Genomic DNA, 17,366 nt, shown 5'->3' with positions numbered 1-17,366 from the left:
CACCGCCTCAGGGCTTGCGGGCGACCGCGCCGAACTCGTCCACCTGCGCGGGCTCGCCGAACGGAGTCGCCGGGGCCCGCCACCGCGAGCACGACACCACGCCCGGCTCCAGCAGCTCCAGGCCCTCGTAGAAGAGCGCCAGCTGCTCGGTGCCGCGCAGGTGGTAGGTCGGCCGGCCGACCTCGTTCCACAGGGAGATCGCGTGTTCGAAGGCGGCCCCGGTGATCACGTTCGTGCCGTCGGCGGAGACGAGGTGGCTGCCCGGCGGCAGGGCCGCCATCAGCCGCCGCACGATGGAGACGGCCTCGGTGAGGTCCTCCACGTGCCCCAGGACGTTGAGCAGGATCAGGGCGATCGGGCGGTCGAAGTCCAGCAGCCGCCCCGCGCGCTCCACGATCGTGTCGGGGTCGCGCAGGTCCGCGTCCAGGTAGTGGGTGGCCCCCTGCGCACTGGACGTCAGCAGGGCGCGCGCGTGGGTCAGGACCATCGGGTCGTTGTCCACGTAGACGATCCGCGCGTCGGGGGCGGTGCGCTGGGCCACCTCGTGCGTGTTGTCGAGCGTGGGCAGCCCGGTGCCGATGTCGAGGAACTGGCGGATCCCCCGCTCCCCCGCGAGATGCGTCACCGCCCGGCACAGGAAGGCGCGGGAGTGCCGGGCGATCGGCACGATGTCGGGGTATATCCCGACGAACTGGTCGCCGACCGCGCGGTCGACCTCGTAGTGGTCCTTGCCGCCGAGCCAGTAGTTCCAGATCCGCGGCGAGTGCGGCACGGTGACGTCGACGGCCGCGTCGACGCGGCCCCCCGGACCGGTCACGGCGTCTTCGCTCACGAGGGCATCTCCCGACGGGAAGCAGGTACGACACCGCACAACCTAGCGGGGCGGGGTGGGCCCTGACCATCGGTTCCCGGGCACGTCAGGCGGGGGACGTACCCGCTGTCCCGCGCGGGAACGGGTAGGGAGTCCCCGACAGATCCTTCCCGCCCGCACCACGAGGACCCCGTATGAGCGCGCCGCACCCGGCCCCCGCCCTGCCCCACGTCGACGCCGACGCCCTGACCCGGCACGTCTCGATGTCCGCCGCCGTCGACGCCCTGGAGTCGGTGCTCGCCGCCGGGCTCGACCCGGAGGCGGAGCCGCCGCGCGGGGTCGTGGACGTCCCGGGCGGCCACCTGCTGATGATGCCGTCGGCCACGGCCTCGTACACCGGCGTCAAGGTCGCCACGGTCACGCCCGGCAACGCGGACCGCGGGCTGCCCCGCATCCAGGGCCTCTACCTGCTGCTCGACGGGGTGACCCACACGCCGCTCGCCCTCCTGGACGGCATCGCGCTGACGTCGCTGCGCACCCCCGCGGTGTCCGGGGTGGCGCTCCGGCACCTGGCCGTCGCGGACGCCGAACGGCTGGTCGTCTTCGGGTCGGGCCCGCAGGCCTGGGGGCACGTCGAGGCGGTACGGGCGGTGCGGCCGTCGCTGCGTCACGTCGACGTCGTCGCGCGCGACGCCGGGCGGGTGGCGGCGTTCGTCGACCGCTGCCGCGCCCTCGGACTCTCGGCGGACGCCGCGGCTCCGGACGCCGTGGCACTGGCGGACGTGGTCTGCTGCTGCACGACGGCGCGCGAGCCGCTCTTCGACGGCGCGCTGCTGCCCGGCCACGCCGCGGTCGCCGCCGTGGGCTCCCACGAGCCGGACGCCCGCGAGGTCGACGCCGCCCTGGTGGGCCGGTCCACGGTGGTGGCGGAGTCCCGCGCGGTGGCGGCCCGCGAATGCGGCGACCTGGTCCTCGCGGCCGCCGAGGGCCCCTTCGACATGGCGGGTCTGCACACGCTGGACGCGCTGGTCAGGGGTGCGGTGAAGGTCGAGGAGGGGCGGCCCCGCCTGTTCAAGTCGGCGGGCATGGCCTGGGAGGACCTCGCCGTTGCGGCCGCCGCGTACGAGGCGTGGACGGCCGCCGGCTGAGGCGCTCAGGCCGCGACCGTCACCGCGTGCCGGACCACCGCGTCGAAGAGGTACCCCTGGGTGTTGTGCACCGTCGTCTCCGGCTGGGTCCTGCCGGTGCTGTCCGACGCGCGGGAGAGGAGTTCGGCGGGGCCCGTCCTGTCGGGCGTCCAGGGGACCGACCAGCGGGTCCACGTTCCCCGGTAGGAGGGGTCGTGCAGGCGGGCGCGCCGCCAGGTCCCCCCGCCGTCCGTGCTGACCTCGACCCGGGTGATGGCGCCCGACGCGGACCAGGCGCGGCCGGTGAGGCGGTGGCGCCTGTGGGCCGGCAGGGTCGCGTTCCACGGCAGCTCGAAGGCCGACTTCAGGGTCTGGCGGGTCAGCGGGGCGCTGCCCTCGGGCGGGTACGCCTCGCCGAAGAGGCGGTACAGGTCGGTGTTCCACGGCGAGTACAGCGGCGTGGCCGACACCTCGATGTCGCCGACCCACTTGATCGAGGAGATGCCGATCCAGGAGGGGGCGAGGACGCGGACCGGGTAGCCGTGGTCGGGCGGCAGCGGGGCGCCGTTCATCTCATACGCGAGGAGGACGTCGTCGAGCGCCTTGGAGACGGGCATCGGACGGCGCACCCGGCCGTAGTTCGTACCGGTCGAGGTGAGGTACTCGTCGTCGAGGCCGCGCGGCATGACGTCCACCGCACGGTGCGAGAGGCCCGCGAGGCGCAGGACGTCGGCGAGGCGTGCGCCGCGCCAGCGGGCGGTGCCGATCGCGCCCAGGGTCCACGCGGTGCCCGAGGCGGGCTGGTGCTGCTGGGTCGTGTAGAAGTTGCGGCCGTTGCCCGCGCACTCGACGAAGGCGGTGCGCGTCACGGAGGGCAGCCGCTTGAGGTCCGCGAGGGAGAACGTCCGCGCCTTGCCGGTCAGCCCGTCGCCCCAGACGGTGAGCCGCCAGGTCTTCGCGTCGACGCGGGGCGTCGTCGTGTGGTTGCGGACGAAGAAGTGCGAGACGGGCGTGGTGTGGCCGGTCTCCGCCAGGGCCTCGAAGCGGGTCTCGGCGTTCGTGCCGTGGATGATGAACCGCTCGGGCGGCAGCGGCTTGACGATGCCGGGGCCGGCGGCGGCGCTCGCCGCGGGCGCCGACAGGCCGAGGGGCACGGCGGAGGCTAAGCCCGCGGCGGCGAGGAGGCGCAGGAGATCGCGACGGTCCGCACCGTCGGCGCGCGCCTCCCCGGCCAGCCACTGGTCGAGTCTTCGACGGTCGTAGGACGACTCCGATTCCGGGGTTTTTGTCATGGCCACACTGTAGGAGGCCGGGGCGTCGGCCACGGGCCGTTCGCCCTGATCGTCACACGCGCGAAAACTTCCGGGACGGCTCCCGTTCCGTCCGGGTTCCTTCCGGGGCGGCTCCCGTTCAGGGAGTCGTCGTCGACACCACGTAGACCATCGGGTGCTGCGCGTTCGAGCGGTCCACGACGACGTCCAGCGTCGGCGTCGGGTCCTTCTGCTCGTGGGTCAGACCGGACCAGGGGCCGGGGCCGGTGAATTCCCAGCCGACGACCTTCTGGTCGCGCTTGCTGATGGTGATCTCGTTCTTCTCCAGCGCGTCCTGGGTGGTGCCGACCCGCTTGAGGAACTTGTCCAGGCCCTTGTTGCTGGTGAGGAACTGGACGTAGAGGCGGCTGGTGCGCCAGTTGTTCGTCTCGTAGTAAGCGACCTCTTCGGAGTACGCCGGGATCGGCACGTCGTACAGGCGGCGCTGGACCTTGGAGGGCCAGCCCGCGGTGAGGCCGGTCGCGGAGTACTTGTCCTCCTTGTCGCGGCCGCTGTTGCGGCTCTGGTTCGCGGAGATCACCAGGTAGCCGGCGGGCACGCCGATGAGCAGCACGATGATGATCGCCGTCAGCCAGCGGCGGCGGATCATGTGGCTGCGGTCCTCGGTCTTGCCCCCGCCGCGCTCCGGCGGCTCGGGGGCGCCGGGCAGGTCCGGGGACGAGGGCTGGCGGGGCACGGTCATCTACTGGGTTCCCTGGGCGGTGCGGTCGTTGGTGCGGCGCGCCTCGGCGTAGCGCTCGTAGCGTTCGTAGCGCTCCACGCGGCGCCGGTTGGCGCGGCGGAAGCGGCGGGCGACGAGCCGGGCCAGGTCGGCGGCGCCGACCATGCCGGCCTCGGGGCCGAGCTGGGCGCGGGCGATGCGGGCCTCGGGGCGGTAGCCGCGGCCGGTCAGATGGCGGCGGAAGGCGTCGCGGGCCGGGCCGATCAGGAGGTCGTCGGCGGCCGAGACGCCGCCGCCGATCACGAAGCAGGACGGGTCGAGGGCGGCGGCGAGGTTGGCGATGCCGACGCCCAGCCACTGGCCGATGTCCTGGAGCAGCTCGACGCACATGGCGTCGCCCTCGCGGGCCAGCTCGGTGATGAGCGGCCCGGTGATGTCGGGGACGTTGCCCTTGACCCGCTCGATGATGCCGTACGCGACCGGGGAGTCGGCGGCGGCGAGCTCGCGGGCCTCGCGGACCAGCGCGTTGCCGGAGCTGTACTGCTCCCAGCAGCCGCGGTTGCCGCACGGGCAGCGGTGGCCGCCGGGGACGACCTGCATGTGGCCGAACTCGCCGGCCACGCCGAACTTGCCGCGCTTGACCTGGCCGTCCTCCAGGATGGCGCCGCCGATGCCGGTCCCCAGGGTGATCATCACCAGGTGGTCCTCGCCGCGGCCCGCGCCGAAGCGCCACTCCGCCCAGGCCGCGGTGTTCGCGTCGTTGTCGACCATGACGGGGACCGCGAGGCGGCCGGAGATGCGGTCGCGCAGCGGTTCGTTGCGCCAGGACAGGTGGGGGGCGAAGAGCACGCGGTTGCGGTCCGCGTCGACCCAGCCCGCGGCGCCGATGCCGACGGCGTGCACGTCGTGCCGGTCGGACAGGTCGAGGACCAGCTCGACGATGGTGTCCTCGACGACCTTGGGGCTCTTCGACTTGTCCGGGGTCTCCGTGCGGAGGGTCTCCAGGATGTTCCCGTCGGGGTCGACGACGCCCGCCATCACCTTGGTGCCGCCGATGTCGATGCCGACGGTGTTCACGCGGGGGGCCGTCAGGTGCGATCGGCGTTCCCGGGTGCCCACGGTCCGCAGGACGGTGGCTCGGGCGGAGCCGCGGTGCGCGAGGTCGCGGTAGGTGCTCATTGCGGCGATTCTGCCTCACTCTCGCGGGGGCGCGCACAACGGGATGCGGGGCCGGAGTTCCCCGAGGGGCTCGGGGAGCTGTGCCGTCGGTCATGAACTATCGGGGGCCGTGGGGCGACGCGGGGGACGCGTCTGCCGCTGGTCGGTGGCCTGGCGCGGCGTTCCCCGCGCCCCTTACCGGGCACGCCCCACGGAATGTCGGGGCCAGAATCGCCCCAGGGGCGGGGTACTGCGTCTGCCGCTTGCTGGTGGCTGAGCGCGCCGTTCCCCGCGCCCCTTACGGGGCACGGCCTCACGGGAGCCCGAGGTCAGGGTCGCCCCACCCAGGGGCGCGGGGTACTGCGTCTGCCGCTCGTCGGTGGCTGAGCGCGCCGTTCCCCGCGCCCCTTACGGGGCACGGCCCACCGGGGCCCGAAGCCAGGGTCACTTCAGGGGCGCGGGGAACTGCGCGAGCGGCCACGAACGGTGCCGCGGCCGGGGCGCGGGGGCGACCCGGCAGACGCGACCGCGGCCCGGCGCGGGCCGGGGCGTCAGGCGGGGTCCCGGCCCTCCAGCTCGTGGCGGAGGTCGTCCAGTTCCGAGCCGCCCGCCATCTGGCGGGTGAGTTCGTCGAGGGTCACCTCGGCGCGCGTGTAGCTGCCGAACATCGTGCCGCGCTTGAGCAGCACGAAACGGTCCCCGACCAGGTACGCGTGGTGCGGGTTGTGCGTGATCAGGACCACGCCGAGCCCTGCGTCCCGCGCCGCCGCCACGTACTTCAGGACCACGCCGGACTGCTTGACGCCCAGCGCGGCGGTCGGCTCGTCGAGGACGAGGACCTTCGCGCCGAAGTAGACGGCGCGCGCGATGGCCACGCACTGGCGCTCACCGCCGGAGAGCGTGCCGATGGGCTGGTCGACGTCGCGCAGGTCGATGCCCATGCGCAGCAGCTCCGCGCGGGTCGTCTCGCGCATGAGGTCGACGTCCATGCGGCGGAAGGGCCCCACGCCCTTCGTCGGCTCGGAGCCGAGGAAGAAGTTCCGCCAGACCGGCATCAGGGGGACCACCGCGAGGTCCTGGTAGACCGTGGCGATGCCGAGGTCCAGCGCCTCGCGGGGCGAGCCGAGCCGCGTCTCCTCGCCCTCGATGCGCAGCACACCCGCATCGTGCCGGTGCAGCCCCGCGATGATCTTGATGAGGGTCGACTTGCCCGCGCCGTTGTCGCCGAGCACGCAGGAGATCTCGCCCGCGTGCACCTCCAGGGAGACCCCTTCGAGGGCGCGGATGTTGCCGTAGTACTTGCTGACGTCGTCCAGCTCGACGAGCGGGGTGCGCCCGGACTCGGCGGCCACCGCGTCGGTCTTCGTCATGTCCGTGGTCACTTCGTCGCCTCCGCGCGCTTGCGGACCCAGTGGTTGAGCAGGGTCGCCAGGAGGAGCATCACGCCGAGGAAGAACTTGAACCAGTCCGAGTTCCACTCGGCGAACACGATGCCCTTGCTGACCATGCCGAAGATCAGCGCGCCGACGGCCGCGCCGACCGCGGAGCCGTAGCCGCCGGTGATGAGACAGCCCCCGATGACGGCGGCGACGATGTAGATCAGTTCGTTGCCGACGCCCTCGCCGGACTGCACGGTGTCGTACGAGAACAGCAGGTGCTGGCCGGAGATCCAGGCGCCGAACGCGACACCCATGTAGAGGCCGATCTTCGTCTTGGCGACCGGGACGCCGACCGCGCGGGCCGCGTCCTCGCCGCCGCCGACCGCGAAGATCCAGTTGCCGACGCGGGTGCGCAGCAGGATCCAGGTGGCGACCGCGATCAGGCCGAGCCACCAGAGGATGGTGATCTTGAAGTCGACGCCGCCGACGGTGATCGTCGAGGCGAAGACGTCCTTGGCCGAGGAGAAGCCCTCCATGTCGGAGATCGACTTGGTGGACACCGTGCCGCTGATCAGCTTGGTGAAGCCGAGGTTCATGCCGGTCAGCATCAGGAACGTGCCGAGCGTGATGATGAAGCTCGGCGGGTCCGTGCGGGTCAGCATCACGCCGTTGAAGACGCCCACGGCGAGCGTGACCAGGAGCGAGACGCCGACGCCCACCCAGACGTTCGCCGTCATCTGGTAGCTGAACATCGAGGACACCAGGGCGGACGTCGTCACGAGGACGCCCGCGGACAGGTCGAACTCGCCGCCGATCATCAGCAGGGCCACCGGCACCGCCATGATGCCGAGGGTCGATGCGGCGTAGAGGACCGTCGCGAGGCTGGTGGCCTGCAGGAAGCTGTCCGCGACGATCGAGAAGAAGATGAAGACGGCGATGGCGCCGACGACCGAGCCGAGCTCGGGGCGGCCCATCAGCTTCTTCAGCGGCGAGCTCCGCACGAGCCGCTCGTCGGTCCCGGCATCCGGGGCGGGCGCGGGTGCTGTCGCGGTCATCGGGTCCCTCGCTTCGCGTATTCCTCCAGCTCGTCGGCCTGGTCCTTGGTGACGATCTGCGGTCCGGTCAGGACGGGCTTGCCGCCGCCCAGGACGTCGGCGTTGTACTTGTACAGCCACAGCAGGTCGACGGCCTCGTAGCCCTGGAGGTAGGGCTGCTGGTCGACGGCGAAGCCGAGGGAGCCGGACTTCAGGCCCGCGGCGACCTTCTCGTTGAGGTCGAAGGTGTCGACCTCGGCCTTGCTGCCCGCGCTGTCCGCGGCCTTCACCGCGGTGTCCGCGAAGGGCGCGCCGAGCGTGACGACCGCGTCGACCGACTTGTCGGACTGCAGCTTGGCCTCGATGGAGGACTGCACGTCGGGCATGTTGGTGCCGGTCACGTACAGGTTCTGCAGGGTGCCGTCGAAGGTCTTCTTGGCGCCCGCGCAGCGCTGCTCGTGGCCGACGTTGCCCTGCTCGTGCAGGATGCAGAGCGCCTTCTTCTTGCCGCGCTTGTTGAGCTCCTCGCCGACGGCCTCGCCCGCGATCGTCTCGTCCTGGCCGATGTGGGTGAGCGCGCCGAACTTCTTGGACTCCGCGGAGCCCGAGTTCACCGTGATCACCGGGATGCCGGCCTTCTCGGCGCGGGCGAGGGCGCCCTTCATCGCGTCCGGCTTGGCCAGCGTGACGATGATCCCGTCGACCTTCTTGTCGATGTAGGAGTCCACGAGCTGGGCCTGCTGCTGGGCCTCGTCGTCGTGGGCGTACAGGAACTTGATGTTGTCCTTGACGGCGGCCTGCTTGGCACCGCTCTGGACGATGTCCCAGAAGGTGTCGCCGTCGCCCGAGTGGGTCACCATGCCGAACGTCCAGCGCGGCGTGTCGACCGCCGCCCTGCCACCGGCGGCCGCCTTGCGGGCGTCCTCCGCGCGCTTGCCGCCGGTGCTGCTGCACCCGGTCAGTCCCGCGGTCACGCCGAGCACCGCCACCAGCACGGCCCCCACCGCGCGTACCCCTGTCTTCACCCTTGCCACGACGCCGTGCCCTTCTAGCTCTACTGCTCTGTGCGACCGGTCCGGATCCCCGGCCCCAGCCGCCCAAGTATCGACCACGCGGATCACGCGTGTGTTCATCGGGTACCGCGAGCGGTGTACTTCTCCAGCTTCGGCACATCCTTCCCGGTGACGATGGCGGGTCCGGTGAGGACCGGCTTGCCGCCGCCCAGCACGTTGGCATTGGTCCGGTAGAGCCACAGCTCGTCCACGGCGAGGTATCCCTGCAGGTAGGGCTGCTGGTCGACGGCGAAGCCGACCTCCTTGGCCTTGAGCCGCTTCACCACCTCGGCGTTCAGGTCGAAGGTGTCGACCTCCGCCTTGCTCCCCGTCTCGTCCCTGGCCTTCACGGAGTACGCGGCGATCGGCGCGCCCAGCGTGACGACGGCGTCGATGTCCTTGGTGGCCTGCAGTTTCGCGCTGATGGAGGACTGGGCGCCGGGCGCGTTCGTGCCCTCGACGTCGAGGTTCTCGACCGAGCCGTCGAAGGTCTTCCGGACGCCGGCGCAGCGCTGTTCGAGGGACACGTTCCCCTGTTCGTGGATGACGCACAGGACCTTCTTCTTCCCGCGCGTGTTGAGCTCCTCGCCGACGGCCTCGCCCGCCACGGACTCGTCCTGGCCGATGTGGCCGAGCGCCCCGAATCCCGCCGAGAACTCCCCGCCGGAATTGATCGTGACGACCGGGATCCCCGCGGCCTTCGCCCGGGCCAGGACGGACCGCATCGCCTCGGGCTTGGCCAGGGTGACGACGATCCCGTCGACCTTCTTGTCGACGAAGGACTGGACGAGCTCGGCCTGGCCCTTGGCCTCCTTGTCGTTGGCGTAGAGGAACTGCACGTTGTCCTTGCTCGCCGCCTGCCGGGCGCCGCTGCGCACGATGTCCCAGAAGGTGTCGCCCTCGCCGGAGTGCGTGACCATCGCGATCTTGAGGCGGGGCGTGTGCACCCCCTTGCCGCCCGACCCGTCGCCGGAGCGGTCCTCGTCGCCCTTGCCGCCGGAGCCGCTGCAGCCGGCCGCGAGCGCGGCCACCGCCAGACAGGCCGTGACACCTCTCGCCGTACGGGATGCGCGCATGATGGACCACCCCTCGTCTCCCGGCCGCCTCGGTGCGGCTGGGGGAGTTCTAGCGGTGGGCGAGCGCGAGCGTCAATGGCTTTGTCAGAACATTCTGACGACTGTTACGGCCGGACGAGGAGCTGGAACTCGAAGGAGTAGCGCGCGGCGCGGTAGACGTGCGAGCCGTACTCGACCGCCCGGCCCGTGTCGTCGAACGTGGTGCGGCGCATGGTGAGCAGCGGGGCACCGGCGGGCTCTGCGAGCAGGTCGCCCTCGTCGGCGGTGGCGGCGCGGGCGCCGACGGACTGGCGGGCGCTGTGCAGGGTGTGGCCGGCGGCGCGCATCAGGCGGTACAGCCCGGTGGCCTCCAGGTGGGCGCTGTCCAGGTCGAGGAGGCCGGTGGGCAGGTGGTTGCGCAGGTGGGCCATGGGCTCGCCGTGGGCGAGGCGGAGCCGCTCCACGAGGTGCACCTCGTCGCCCTCGGCGACCCCGAGGGCGGCCGCGACCTCTGCGGACGCGGGCTCCAGGGTGTTGCGCAGGACGCGGGTCTCGGGGCGCTGGCCGGCGGCCTCCAGGTCGTCGTAGAGGCTGCTGAGCTCCAGCGGGCGCTTGACCTGGCTGTGCACGACCTGGGTGCCGACGCCTCGGCGCCGCACCAGCAGGCCCTTGTCGACGAGGGACTGGATGGCCTGGCGGACGGTGGGCCGGGACAGGCCGAGCCGTCCGGCGAGCTCGATCTCGTTGCCCAGGAGGCTGCCCGGGGTCAGGGCGCCGCGCTCGATCGCCGCCTCCAGCTGCTGGGCGAGCTGGAAGTAGAGCGGGACGGGGCTGCTGCGGTCGACGCCGAGCCGGAGGACCACGGTGGGGTCCTTGACCGACGAGCCCTGAGCTGCTTTGGCGACTGGTTTGGACACGGGGCGAGCGTAGTCCCAGGAGATGATGACGGGAAGTTCTTAAGTTCTGTTGTCAGGACAAAGGATTGACAGGAGGGTCCGGCGTCGCGAGGGTGGATCCATGCGCATCGGACTGATCGGAACGGGCCGTATCGGCACCTTTCACTCGGCGGTCCTCGGCCGTCTCCCCGAGGTGACGTCCCTGGTCATCGCCGACGCGGACGCCGCGAGGGCGACCGCCCTCGCGGCCCGGACCGGGGCGCGGGCGGCCTCCGTGGACGAGCTCTTCGGCGCCGGGCTCGACGCCGTGGTGATCACCGCGGCGACCTCGGCGCACGCCGAGCTGATCGGCAGGGCGGCCCGGGCCGGGCTCCCGGTGTTCTGCGAGAAGCCCATCGCCCTCGACCTCGCGGGCACGCTGGCGGCCCTCGCCGAGGTGGAGACCGCGGGCACGGTGCTGCAGCTCGGCTTCCAGCGGCGCTTCGACGCGGGGTACGCGGCGGCCCGCGAGGCGGTGCGCACGGACCGGCTCGGACGGCTGCACACCGTACGGGCGATCACCTCGGACCCGAATCCGCCGCCCGCCGCGTACCTGCCGCTGTCCGGCGGCCTGTACCGCGACTGTCTGGTGCACGACTTCGACATCCTGCGGTGGGTGACGGGCCGCGAGGTCACCGAGGTGTACGCGACCGGGTCCGACGCGGGCCCCGCGATGTTCCGCGAGGCGGGCGACGTGGACACGGCGACCGCGGTCCTCACCCTCGACGACGGCACGCTGGCCACGGCGACCGCGACCCGGTGCAACGGCGCGGGCTACGACGTGCGGATGGAACTGGCCGGCGAGCGCGACCAGGTGGCGGTCGGCATGGACGAGCGCACGCCGCTGACCTCGACGGAGCCCGCGGGCCCGGCCGCCCCGCTCAAGCCCTGGTCCGGCTTCCTGGAGCGCTTCGCCCCCGCGTACGAGGCGGAGCTCGCCGCCTTCGTCGATGTCGTCGCCGGGCGCAGGGCGAACCCCTGCGACGGCCGCGAGGCGCTGCACGCGCTGCGGATCGCGGAGGCGTGCGAACGGTCGCGGCGGGAGCGGCGGCCGGTGCGGCTCGCGGAGATCGCCGAGGGCTGAGCCGCCCGCTCAGGCCGTGGCGAGCACCGTGCCCTGCGCGATCGCGGACAGCGTCTCCGTGCCGTCGCCGCGCACGGCGAACAGCTCGCAGCGCACCACCGCCTGACGGCGTCCCGAGTGGACGACGACGGCGCGGGCGACGAGTCGGTCGCCGGTCGCGGGACGTACGTACTGTATGGAGAAACCTGAGGTCAGCACCGCAGGCCCCAGGGTGGTGCCCGCGGCGAACGTGATGCTGTTGTCCGCCGCGTAGGCGAGCACGCCGCCGTGCACGAAGCCGTTCTGCTGGCGCAGTTCCTCGCGGATGCCGATCTCCAGCGTGGCGGCGCCCTCGCCGAACCGGGTGATCCGGGCGCCGACGAGCCGGCTGAACGGCTGGGCGTCCAGGACCTTCCGGGCCATGGCCAGGTCGATGGGGTCGGCCGCGGGCGGTTCGGCCTGAGGCCGGTCGGCGGGGACCTGATCGGCGGGCGGGTGGTCGTACGGCGGCTGGTCGTACGGCGGCTGGTCGGCGGGCTGTTGGTCGTGCGGCGGCCGCGCGGCCGAGGGGTCGGTCATGTCCGACTACTACCACCGGACGGGAAGCCGCCGCACCCCCCGGATCAGGGTGCCCGGCAGCCACTCCCCCGGCGGGCCGTCCGGAGCGAGGCCGGGGCAGCGCTCCAGGAGCGAGCCGAGCGCCGCCTTCGCCTCGATCCGCGCCAGCGGGGCGCCCAGGCAGTAGTGCAGGCCGTGGCCGAAGGCGAGATGGCCCTGCGGGGCGCGGCGGATGTCGAAGCGGTCCGGCGCGGGGAAGCGGGCGGGGTCGCGGTCGGCCGCGGCGAGGCCTATGCGGACGACGGCGCCCGCGGGGATGACGAGGCCGCCCAGCTCGGTGGGCTCGGTGGCGAAGCGGTACGTCGCGCTCTCCACCGGGCCCTCGAAGCGCAGGGCCTCCTCGATCGCACCGTCCAGCAGGGACAGGTCGGCGCGCAGCGCGGCCAGTTGGCCGGGGTGGGTGAACAGGGCGTGCATCGCGTTGGTGATGAGGTTGACCGTCGTCTCGTGCCCGGCGATGAGCAGCACGAAGGCCATGGCCCGCAGCTCCTCGGGCGAGAGCCGGTCGTCGTCCGCGTCGTCCGTGGTGCGGATCAGGGCGCTCAGCAGGTCGGCGCCCGGCGCCGAGCGCTTGTCCTCCACCAACGCGTCCAGATAGGCGGCCAGTTCCTCGAAGGCCGCGCGCTCGGCCTCCTGGGTGGGCGAGGCCACCACGCCGTTCGACAGGCGGCGGAAGGCCGTGCGGTCCATGTCGGGGACGCCGAGCAGCTCGCAGATGACGGTGATCGGCAGCGGGAAGGCCAGCGCCTCCACCAGGTCGGCCCGGCGGGTCCGGTCCGGCCCGCCGTCCTGGAGCATCGCGTCCAGGAGGTCGTCGGTGATGCGCTGGACGCGCGGGCGCAGGGCCTCGACCCGGCGGGCGGTGAACTCCCGTGTGACGAGCCTGCGCAGGCGGGTGTGGCGGGGCGGGTCGGCGATCAGCAGATGCGTGCCGATCAGCTCCTCCTCGTGGAAGGTGAAGTGCGCGGCCGCCGACGACTTGGCGAACCGGGGGTCGGTGAGCGCGGCCCTGCCCTCCTCGTACCCCACGATCAGGTAGGTGTCGCCGATGTCCTCCGGCGGTGGCAGGCGGACGCGGTGGACGGGACCGTGGGCGCGCAGGTCCGCGTAGACGGAGTGGGGGTCGTCCTTGAAACGTGTGCCGTACGTCGCCAGGTCGACGCTCTCCGCCATGGGGTCCTCCTCCGGGGTGGTCATCCGACCAACGCGCCGGTGACGGTGATCAGTTCCCCGGATCCGGTGCGGCGGGCTCCCGGCCGGACCGGATCAGCCGTCCTGGTCCAGCAGTCCCGCGTCGTGCGCGAGCAGGGCGATCTGCACCCGGTTGTTGAGGTCCAGCTTCGTCAGGATCCGGGAGACGTGCGCCTTGACCGTGGCGACGCTCAGGAACAGCTCGGCGGCGATGTCGGCGTTGGAGCCGCCGCGGCCGACGGCGACGGCCACCTCGCGCTCCCGCTCCCCCAGCGCCGCGAGCCGGTCCAGCGCCCGGCGCCTGCGGTCCAGTTGCGGGTCGACGCCGGTCACCCGGGTGATCAGCTGCTGGGTCACCGTGGGCGACAGGACGGGCTCCCCGGCGGCCACCGCGCGGACCGCCGCGATGATCTCGGCGGGCGGGGTGTCCTTGAGGACGAAGCCCGCCGCGCCCGCGCGCAGCGCCCGCAGCACCTGCTCGTCGGCGTGGAAGGTGGTCAGGACGATGACCTCGGGGGCGCCGGGGCGCCTGCGCAGGGCCTCGGTGGCGGCGAGGCCGTCCATCCGGGGCATGCGGATGTCCATCAGGACGACGTCCGGGCGGAGTTCGCCGATCAGCGGGGCGACCTCGGTGCCGTCGCCGGCCTCGCCGACGATCTCGATGTCGGCCGCGCCGCCGAGCATGAAGGAGAGTCCGGCACGCACCAGCGGATCGTCGTCGACGAGCAGCAGCCTGATCGGTTTCATGGCGCCCACGGTAGCCAGGCCTCCAGGCGGAATCCGCCGTCGGGGCCGGGACCGTGGCCGAGCCTGCCGCCGGCGAGCGAGGCCCGTTCGGCGAGTCCGATCAGGCCCTGGCCGGAGCCCGGCACCTCGGGCACGGGGCCGGGCGGCGCCGGGTTGCGCACGGACAGGGCCAGGCCCTCGCCGGGCGCGCCCGTGACGGCCACCGTCACCACGGCGCCGGGGGCGTGCTTGCGGGCGTTGGTCAGGCCTTCCTGGGCGATGCGGTAGGCGGTGCGGCCGAGGGCGGCGGGGACGGCCGCGGGGTCCGCGACGCGGTTGTCGAGGTCGACCTTCATGCCCGCGTCGCGGGACTCGGCGACGAGGGTGTCCAGGGCGGTGAGCGTGGGCTGCGGGCGGCCCGCGGCGTCCTCGTCGCCGCCGCGCAGCACGCCGATCACCTGGCGCAGGTCCTGCAGCGCCTCGTGGGAGCTCTCCCGGATGACGCCGGCCGCCCGGACGATCTCCTCGCGGGGGGCGTCCGGGCGGAACTCCAGGGCCCCGGCGTGCACGCTGAGCAGGGTGAGGCGGTGCGCGAGGACGTCGTGCATCTCGCGGGCGATGTTCTCGCGGGCGAGCCGCTGGGCCTGTTCGGCGCGCAGGGCGGCCTCGTTCTCGGCGCGGACGGCCCGGTCGCGCAGGCTGAGCAGCAGTTCGCGGCGGGAGCGCACGAACATGCCCCAGCCGATGACCGTCGCGGTCAGCAGCACGCCGAAGGCGATCGCGATCCCGTAGGGCATGCCCGGGTCGGGGCGCAGCCAGTAGGTGAGGGGGACCACGGCGATCGAGGCGCCGCCGATCCACGCGACGTACCGGAAGGGCCGGTGCACCGCGAGGGTGAAGAGGGCCACGGCCGCCGCGCCGCCCGCCGTGTCGGAGGCCACCGAGACCGGCACCATCGCGAGGGCGAGGCCGACCGGCCAGCGTCTGCGCAGCCAGACCGCGGCGCAGGCGGCCGCGCCGAGGACCTGGTCGAACGCGGCGACGCCCGGGGAGACGTGCGGGTTGCCGCTGACCGCGTCGGCGCCGATCATCCCGATGAGGACGGCGGCGAGGAAGCAGCTGAAGTCGGTGATCCAGTCGCGCGCGGTCCGCCGCGTCCGGCCCCCCTTGCGGCCGGGGTCGAACTCGCGGGCGACGGCGGAGGGCAGGGTCCAGGGGTTTTTGGCCAGGGGGCCGCCGCCCGGATCGGCGTGCGCCGTCGCGGGACCGGCGGGCGGCACGGGCTCGGCGCGGGGCCCGGACCCGGTGCTCTCGTCGGGCCGGGGCCGGCGTGGGGGTTCAGTGCCGCTCATGGTCGACAAATCTACGCACCCGGGGTGCCGACAGGCGCGTCGCGCATGTGATCGTCGACCAAAGTCGCGCAGGTGGACGACTTTCGGACCGGCGCGCTCCGGAGATCCTCGCCCGGCGGCGGATGCCCGCGCGGAACGTGCGGGGCGAGGATCCTGCCATGAAGCAGCTACTGGAGTTCCTCGGCGTGGTCCTGTTGATCCAGGGCGTGATCGGCCTGGTCAACAGGACCACCGGCGAGCTGCGCGGCTGGGGCCTGGTGCAGCGCGCCGCGTTTCTCGACGGGTACGAGATGTACGCGAGCGTCACGCTGCTGGTCCTGGCCGTCGCCGTGTTCGCCGCCGCCGGGAGCGGGCCGCGGGACTGAGGCGTACGGCGGGGAGCCGTACCGCCTGCCGACCTGTGGGGAGGTCAGCAGCCGTGGTCGACGAGGTCGAACGAGGCGTAGTGGTCGGCGGTGTAGTAGTCCTCGTCGTTCTTCTCGCCGGTGACGATGCGGCGGGCGCCGCGGTCGTCGGAGCCCGGCGTGACGACCGTGTACTCGTGGTAGTAGCCGGAGCCCTGCTGCGGCAGCTCACCCTCGCGGTTCTGGAAGACGGTGCCGTCCTGCGGGAAGGGGTAGGGCCCGCCCTTGTCGATCAGGTCGAGGGTGTCGTGCGCCTGGGCGGGCAGCTTGGAGAGGCAGATGTCGCCGACCGCGGCCACGGAGTGGCTGACGGGGGCGGCCGGGGCTGCGCTCGCGGTGGCCGCGACGGGGCCGCCGACGAGGAGGGCGGCGGCGAGGGCGGTGATGCTGACGATTCGTGGTGGGGGGATTCGCATGGGCCCAGTGTGACGCGCGTAGAGGTTGGCGTGTCAACGTCAAGTTCGTGAAATTTTCCGGGAGTTAACCATCCGGCACCGCACCTCCCCCGAACGACCCCCTCGACGCGAACCTCAGCGCACGGCCCGACGCCCCCAGCTGGTCCCCGCCAGCACCAGCAGGCCGCCCGCCAGGCCGAGCGCGCCCAGCCGTTCGCCGCCGATCGCGATGCCGACCGCCGCCGCCCAGAGCGGTTCCGTGCCGAGCAGCAGGCTGACCCGGGAGGGCGAGGACCTGCGGACCGCCCACATCTGCACGAAGAACGCGAACAGCGTGCAGCAGACCGAGAGGAAGAGCAGTCCCGCCCACTCCCGCGCCCCGAAGTCCGCGGCGGCCGACCACGGCGCCGCTCCCGTGCCCGCCGCGGCGAGCAGGGCGAACACCAGGACCGCGGAGCCCAGTTGGACCGTGGTCAGCGGCAGCGCGGCGGCGCCCCGCACGCCCTTCATACGGGCCATCGCCAGGACGTGCGCGGTCCGGGCCAGCGCCGCGAGCAGGATCAGCAGGTCGCCCGCCGACGGCCGGGTGAAACCGCCGCCCTGGGTCAGCAGGACGACGCCGAGCACGGACAGCCCGGCCGCGGCGAGGAACGCGCGCGGCGGCCGGGTCCTGGTCAGCGCGGCCTCGGCGAGCGGCGTGAAGATCATGGTGAGGCTGATGAGGAGGCCCGCGTTGGTCGCCGAGGTGTGCACGACCCCGTACGTCTCCAGGAGGAAGATCCCGCCGAGGATCAGTCCCAGGATCCCGGCTCCGCGCCACTGCGCGCCGGTCAGCGCGCGCAGCGGTCGCAGTCCCGCCACGACGAGGGCGGGCAGGACCACCGCGAAGCGCAGCACGAGCACGGCGACGACCGTGTGGGTCGTGGTGATGCCCTTGGCGGCGAGGTAGCTGGCGCCCCAGACGGCGGCGACGAGCAGCACGGGCAGATCGGTGAGCCAGGCGCGGCGCGGGGCGAGCGCGGCGGGGGTGGCGAGCGTCGTCACGGGCGCGGTCTCCAACGGGCGGTGCGGTGC

The 17,366-nt window shown here is 73.0% G+C and carries 18 protein-coding genes; 3 read left to right on the top strand and 15 right to left on the bottom strand.

All coding sequences use genetic code 11. From position 1 onward, the window contains the following. Nucleotides 1-7: 7 nt before the first annotated feature. A complete protein-coding gene (locus tag ACFYXE_RS30435; protein ID WP_389318065.1) occupies nucleotides 8-832 on the bottom strand; it encodes an SAM-dependent methyltransferase in 825 nt (274 codons plus the stop codon). A gap of 173 nt (nucleotides 833-1,005) precedes the next feature. On the opposite strand from ACFYXE_RS30435, the gene ACFYXE_RS30430 reads away from it, so the two are divergent. Beyond that, the gene (locus ACFYXE_RS30430) at nucleotides 1,006-1,959 is read left to right on the top strand and encodes an ornithine cyclodeaminase family protein (RefSeq protein ID WP_389318063.1); all 954 of its coding nucleotides are present in this window, start codon (nucleotides 1,006-1,008) and stop codon (nucleotides 1,957-1,959) included. 5 nt (nucleotides 1,960-1,964) lie between these two features. On the opposite strand, the gene ACFYXE_RS30425 is transcribed toward ACFYXE_RS30430, so the two are convergent. The 8 genes from ACFYXE_RS30425 to ACFYXE_RS30390 all read right to left on the bottom strand — a co-directional run bounded on the left by ACFYXE_RS30425 (nucleotide 1,965) and on the right by ACFYXE_RS30390 (nucleotide 10,471). Next, nucleotides 1,965-3,230, bottom strand: coding sequence for a sulfite oxidase (locus ACFYXE_RS30425; protein ID WP_389318061.1), 1,266 nt, complete (start codon nucleotides 3,228-3,230; stop codon nucleotides 1,965-1,967). Between the two features lie 118 nt (nucleotides 3,231-3,348). Then, nucleotides 3,349-3,951, bottom strand: coding sequence for a sugar kinase (locus tag ACFYXE_RS30420; protein WP_361167893.1), 603 nt, complete (start codon nucleotides 3,949-3,951; stop codon nucleotides 3,349-3,351). Next, complete coding sequence (locus tag ACFYXE_RS30415) at nucleotides 3,952-5,109, bottom strand: ROK family glucokinase (protein WP_389318058.1); 1,158 nt, start codon at nucleotides 5,107-5,109, stop codon at nucleotides 3,952-3,954. A gap of 530 nt (nucleotides 5,110-5,639) precedes the next feature. Next, nucleotides 5,640-6,458 carry an ATP-binding cassette domain-containing protein gene (locus ACFYXE_RS30410; protein WP_361167887.1) on the bottom strand — a complete coding sequence of 273 codons (819 nt, stop codon included), beginning with the start codon at nucleotides 6,456-6,458 and terminating at the stop codon, nucleotides 5,640-5,642. 8 nt (nucleotides 6,459-6,466) lie between these two features. After that, the gene (locus ACFYXE_RS30405) at nucleotides 6,467-7,522 is read right to left on the bottom strand and encodes an ABC transporter permease (RefSeq protein WP_361167884.1); all 1,056 of its coding nucleotides are present in this window, start codon (nucleotides 7,520-7,522) and stop codon (nucleotides 6,467-6,469) included. Then, on the bottom strand, nucleotides 7,519-8,535 hold the full coding sequence (locus tag ACFYXE_RS30400; protein ID WP_389318055.1) for a sugar ABC transporter substrate-binding protein: 1,017 nt from the start codon (nucleotides 8,533-8,535) through the stop codon (nucleotides 7,519-7,521). Before ACFYXE_RS30400 ends, ACFYXE_RS30405 begins: the two co-directional genes overlap by 4 nt. Nucleotides 8,536-8,630: 95 nt before the next feature. After that, nucleotides 8,631-9,629, bottom strand: coding sequence for a sugar ABC transporter substrate-binding protein (locus ACFYXE_RS30395; protein WP_389318053.1), 999 nt, complete (start codon nucleotides 9,627-9,629; stop codon nucleotides 8,631-8,633). 104 nt (nucleotides 9,630-9,733) lie between these two features. Continuing rightward, complete coding sequence (locus ACFYXE_RS30390) at nucleotides 9,734-10,471, bottom strand: GntR family transcriptional regulator (RefSeq protein ID WP_361168040.1); 738 nt, start codon at nucleotides 10,469-10,471, stop codon at nucleotides 9,734-9,736. A gap of 154 nt (nucleotides 10,472-10,625) precedes the next feature. Between ACFYXE_RS30390 and ACFYXE_RS30385 the strand changes: the two genes are divergently transcribed. Continuing rightward, nucleotides 10,626-11,627, top strand: coding sequence for a Gfo/Idh/MocA family oxidoreductase (locus tag ACFYXE_RS30385; RefSeq protein WP_389318051.1), 1,002 nt, complete (start codon nucleotides 10,626-10,628; stop codon nucleotides 11,625-11,627). A 9-nt stretch (nucleotides 11,628-11,636) separates the two neighbouring features. Here ACFYXE_RS30385 and ACFYXE_RS30380 read toward each other — a convergent pair whose 3' ends face one another. The 4 genes from ACFYXE_RS30380 to ACFYXE_RS30365 form a co-directional block, all read right to left on the bottom strand. Next, on the bottom strand, nucleotides 11,637-12,029 hold the full coding sequence (locus ACFYXE_RS30380; RefSeq protein WP_389318188.1) for a PaaI family thioesterase: 393 nt from the start codon (nucleotides 12,027-12,029) through the stop codon (nucleotides 11,637-11,639). A gap of 165 nt (nucleotides 12,030-12,194) precedes the next feature. Then, a complete protein-coding gene (locus ACFYXE_RS30375; RefSeq protein ID WP_389318049.1) occupies nucleotides 12,195-13,397 on the bottom strand; it encodes a cytochrome P450 in 1,203 nt (400 codons plus the stop codon). A 93-nt stretch (nucleotides 13,398-13,490) separates the two neighbouring features. Beyond that, nucleotides 13,491-14,162: a response regulator gene (locus tag ACFYXE_RS30370; protein ID WP_389318047.1), complete on the bottom strand. Its 672-nt coding sequence runs from the start codon at nucleotides 14,160-14,162 to the stop codon at nucleotides 13,491-13,493. After that, complete coding sequence (locus tag ACFYXE_RS30365; RefSeq protein ID WP_389318045.1) at nucleotides 14,159-15,493, bottom strand: sensor histidine kinase; 1,335 nt, start codon at nucleotides 15,491-15,493, stop codon at nucleotides 14,159-14,161. Before ACFYXE_RS30365 ends, ACFYXE_RS30370 begins: the two co-directional genes overlap by 4 nt. A 158-nt stretch (nucleotides 15,494-15,651) precedes the next feature. On the opposite strand from ACFYXE_RS30365, the gene ACFYXE_RS30360 reads away from it, so the two are divergent. Continuing rightward, nucleotides 15,652-15,858, top strand: a complete 207-nt coding sequence (locus ACFYXE_RS30360; RefSeq protein WP_389318043.1) for a hypothetical protein — start codon at nucleotides 15,652-15,654, stop codon at nucleotides 15,856-15,858. Nucleotides 15,859-15,902: 44 nt separating this feature from the next. On the opposite strand, the gene ACFYXE_RS30355 is transcribed toward ACFYXE_RS30360, so the two are convergent. Then, nucleotides 15,903-16,313, bottom strand: a complete 411-nt coding sequence (locus ACFYXE_RS30355; RefSeq protein WP_389318041.1) for a ribonuclease domain-containing protein — start codon at nucleotides 16,311-16,313, stop codon at nucleotides 15,903-15,905. Between the two features lie 114 nt (nucleotides 16,314-16,427). Next, nucleotides 16,428-17,336 (bottom strand): DMT family transporter, encoded by a 909-nt coding sequence (locus tag ACFYXE_RS30350; protein WP_389318039.1) that lies wholly within the window; start codon nucleotides 17,334-17,336, stop codon nucleotides 16,428-16,430. Nucleotides 17,337-17,366 lie beyond the last annotated feature (30 nt).

This window comes from Streptomyces sp. NPDC002564 (assembly GCF_042889645.1).
Taxonomy (GTDB): Bacteria; Actinomycetota; Actinomycetes; order Streptomycetales; family Streptomycetaceae; genus Streptomyces.
Note: the sequence above shows the minus strand (reverse complement) of the source record. Positions and strands in the feature narration are given on the sequence as shown.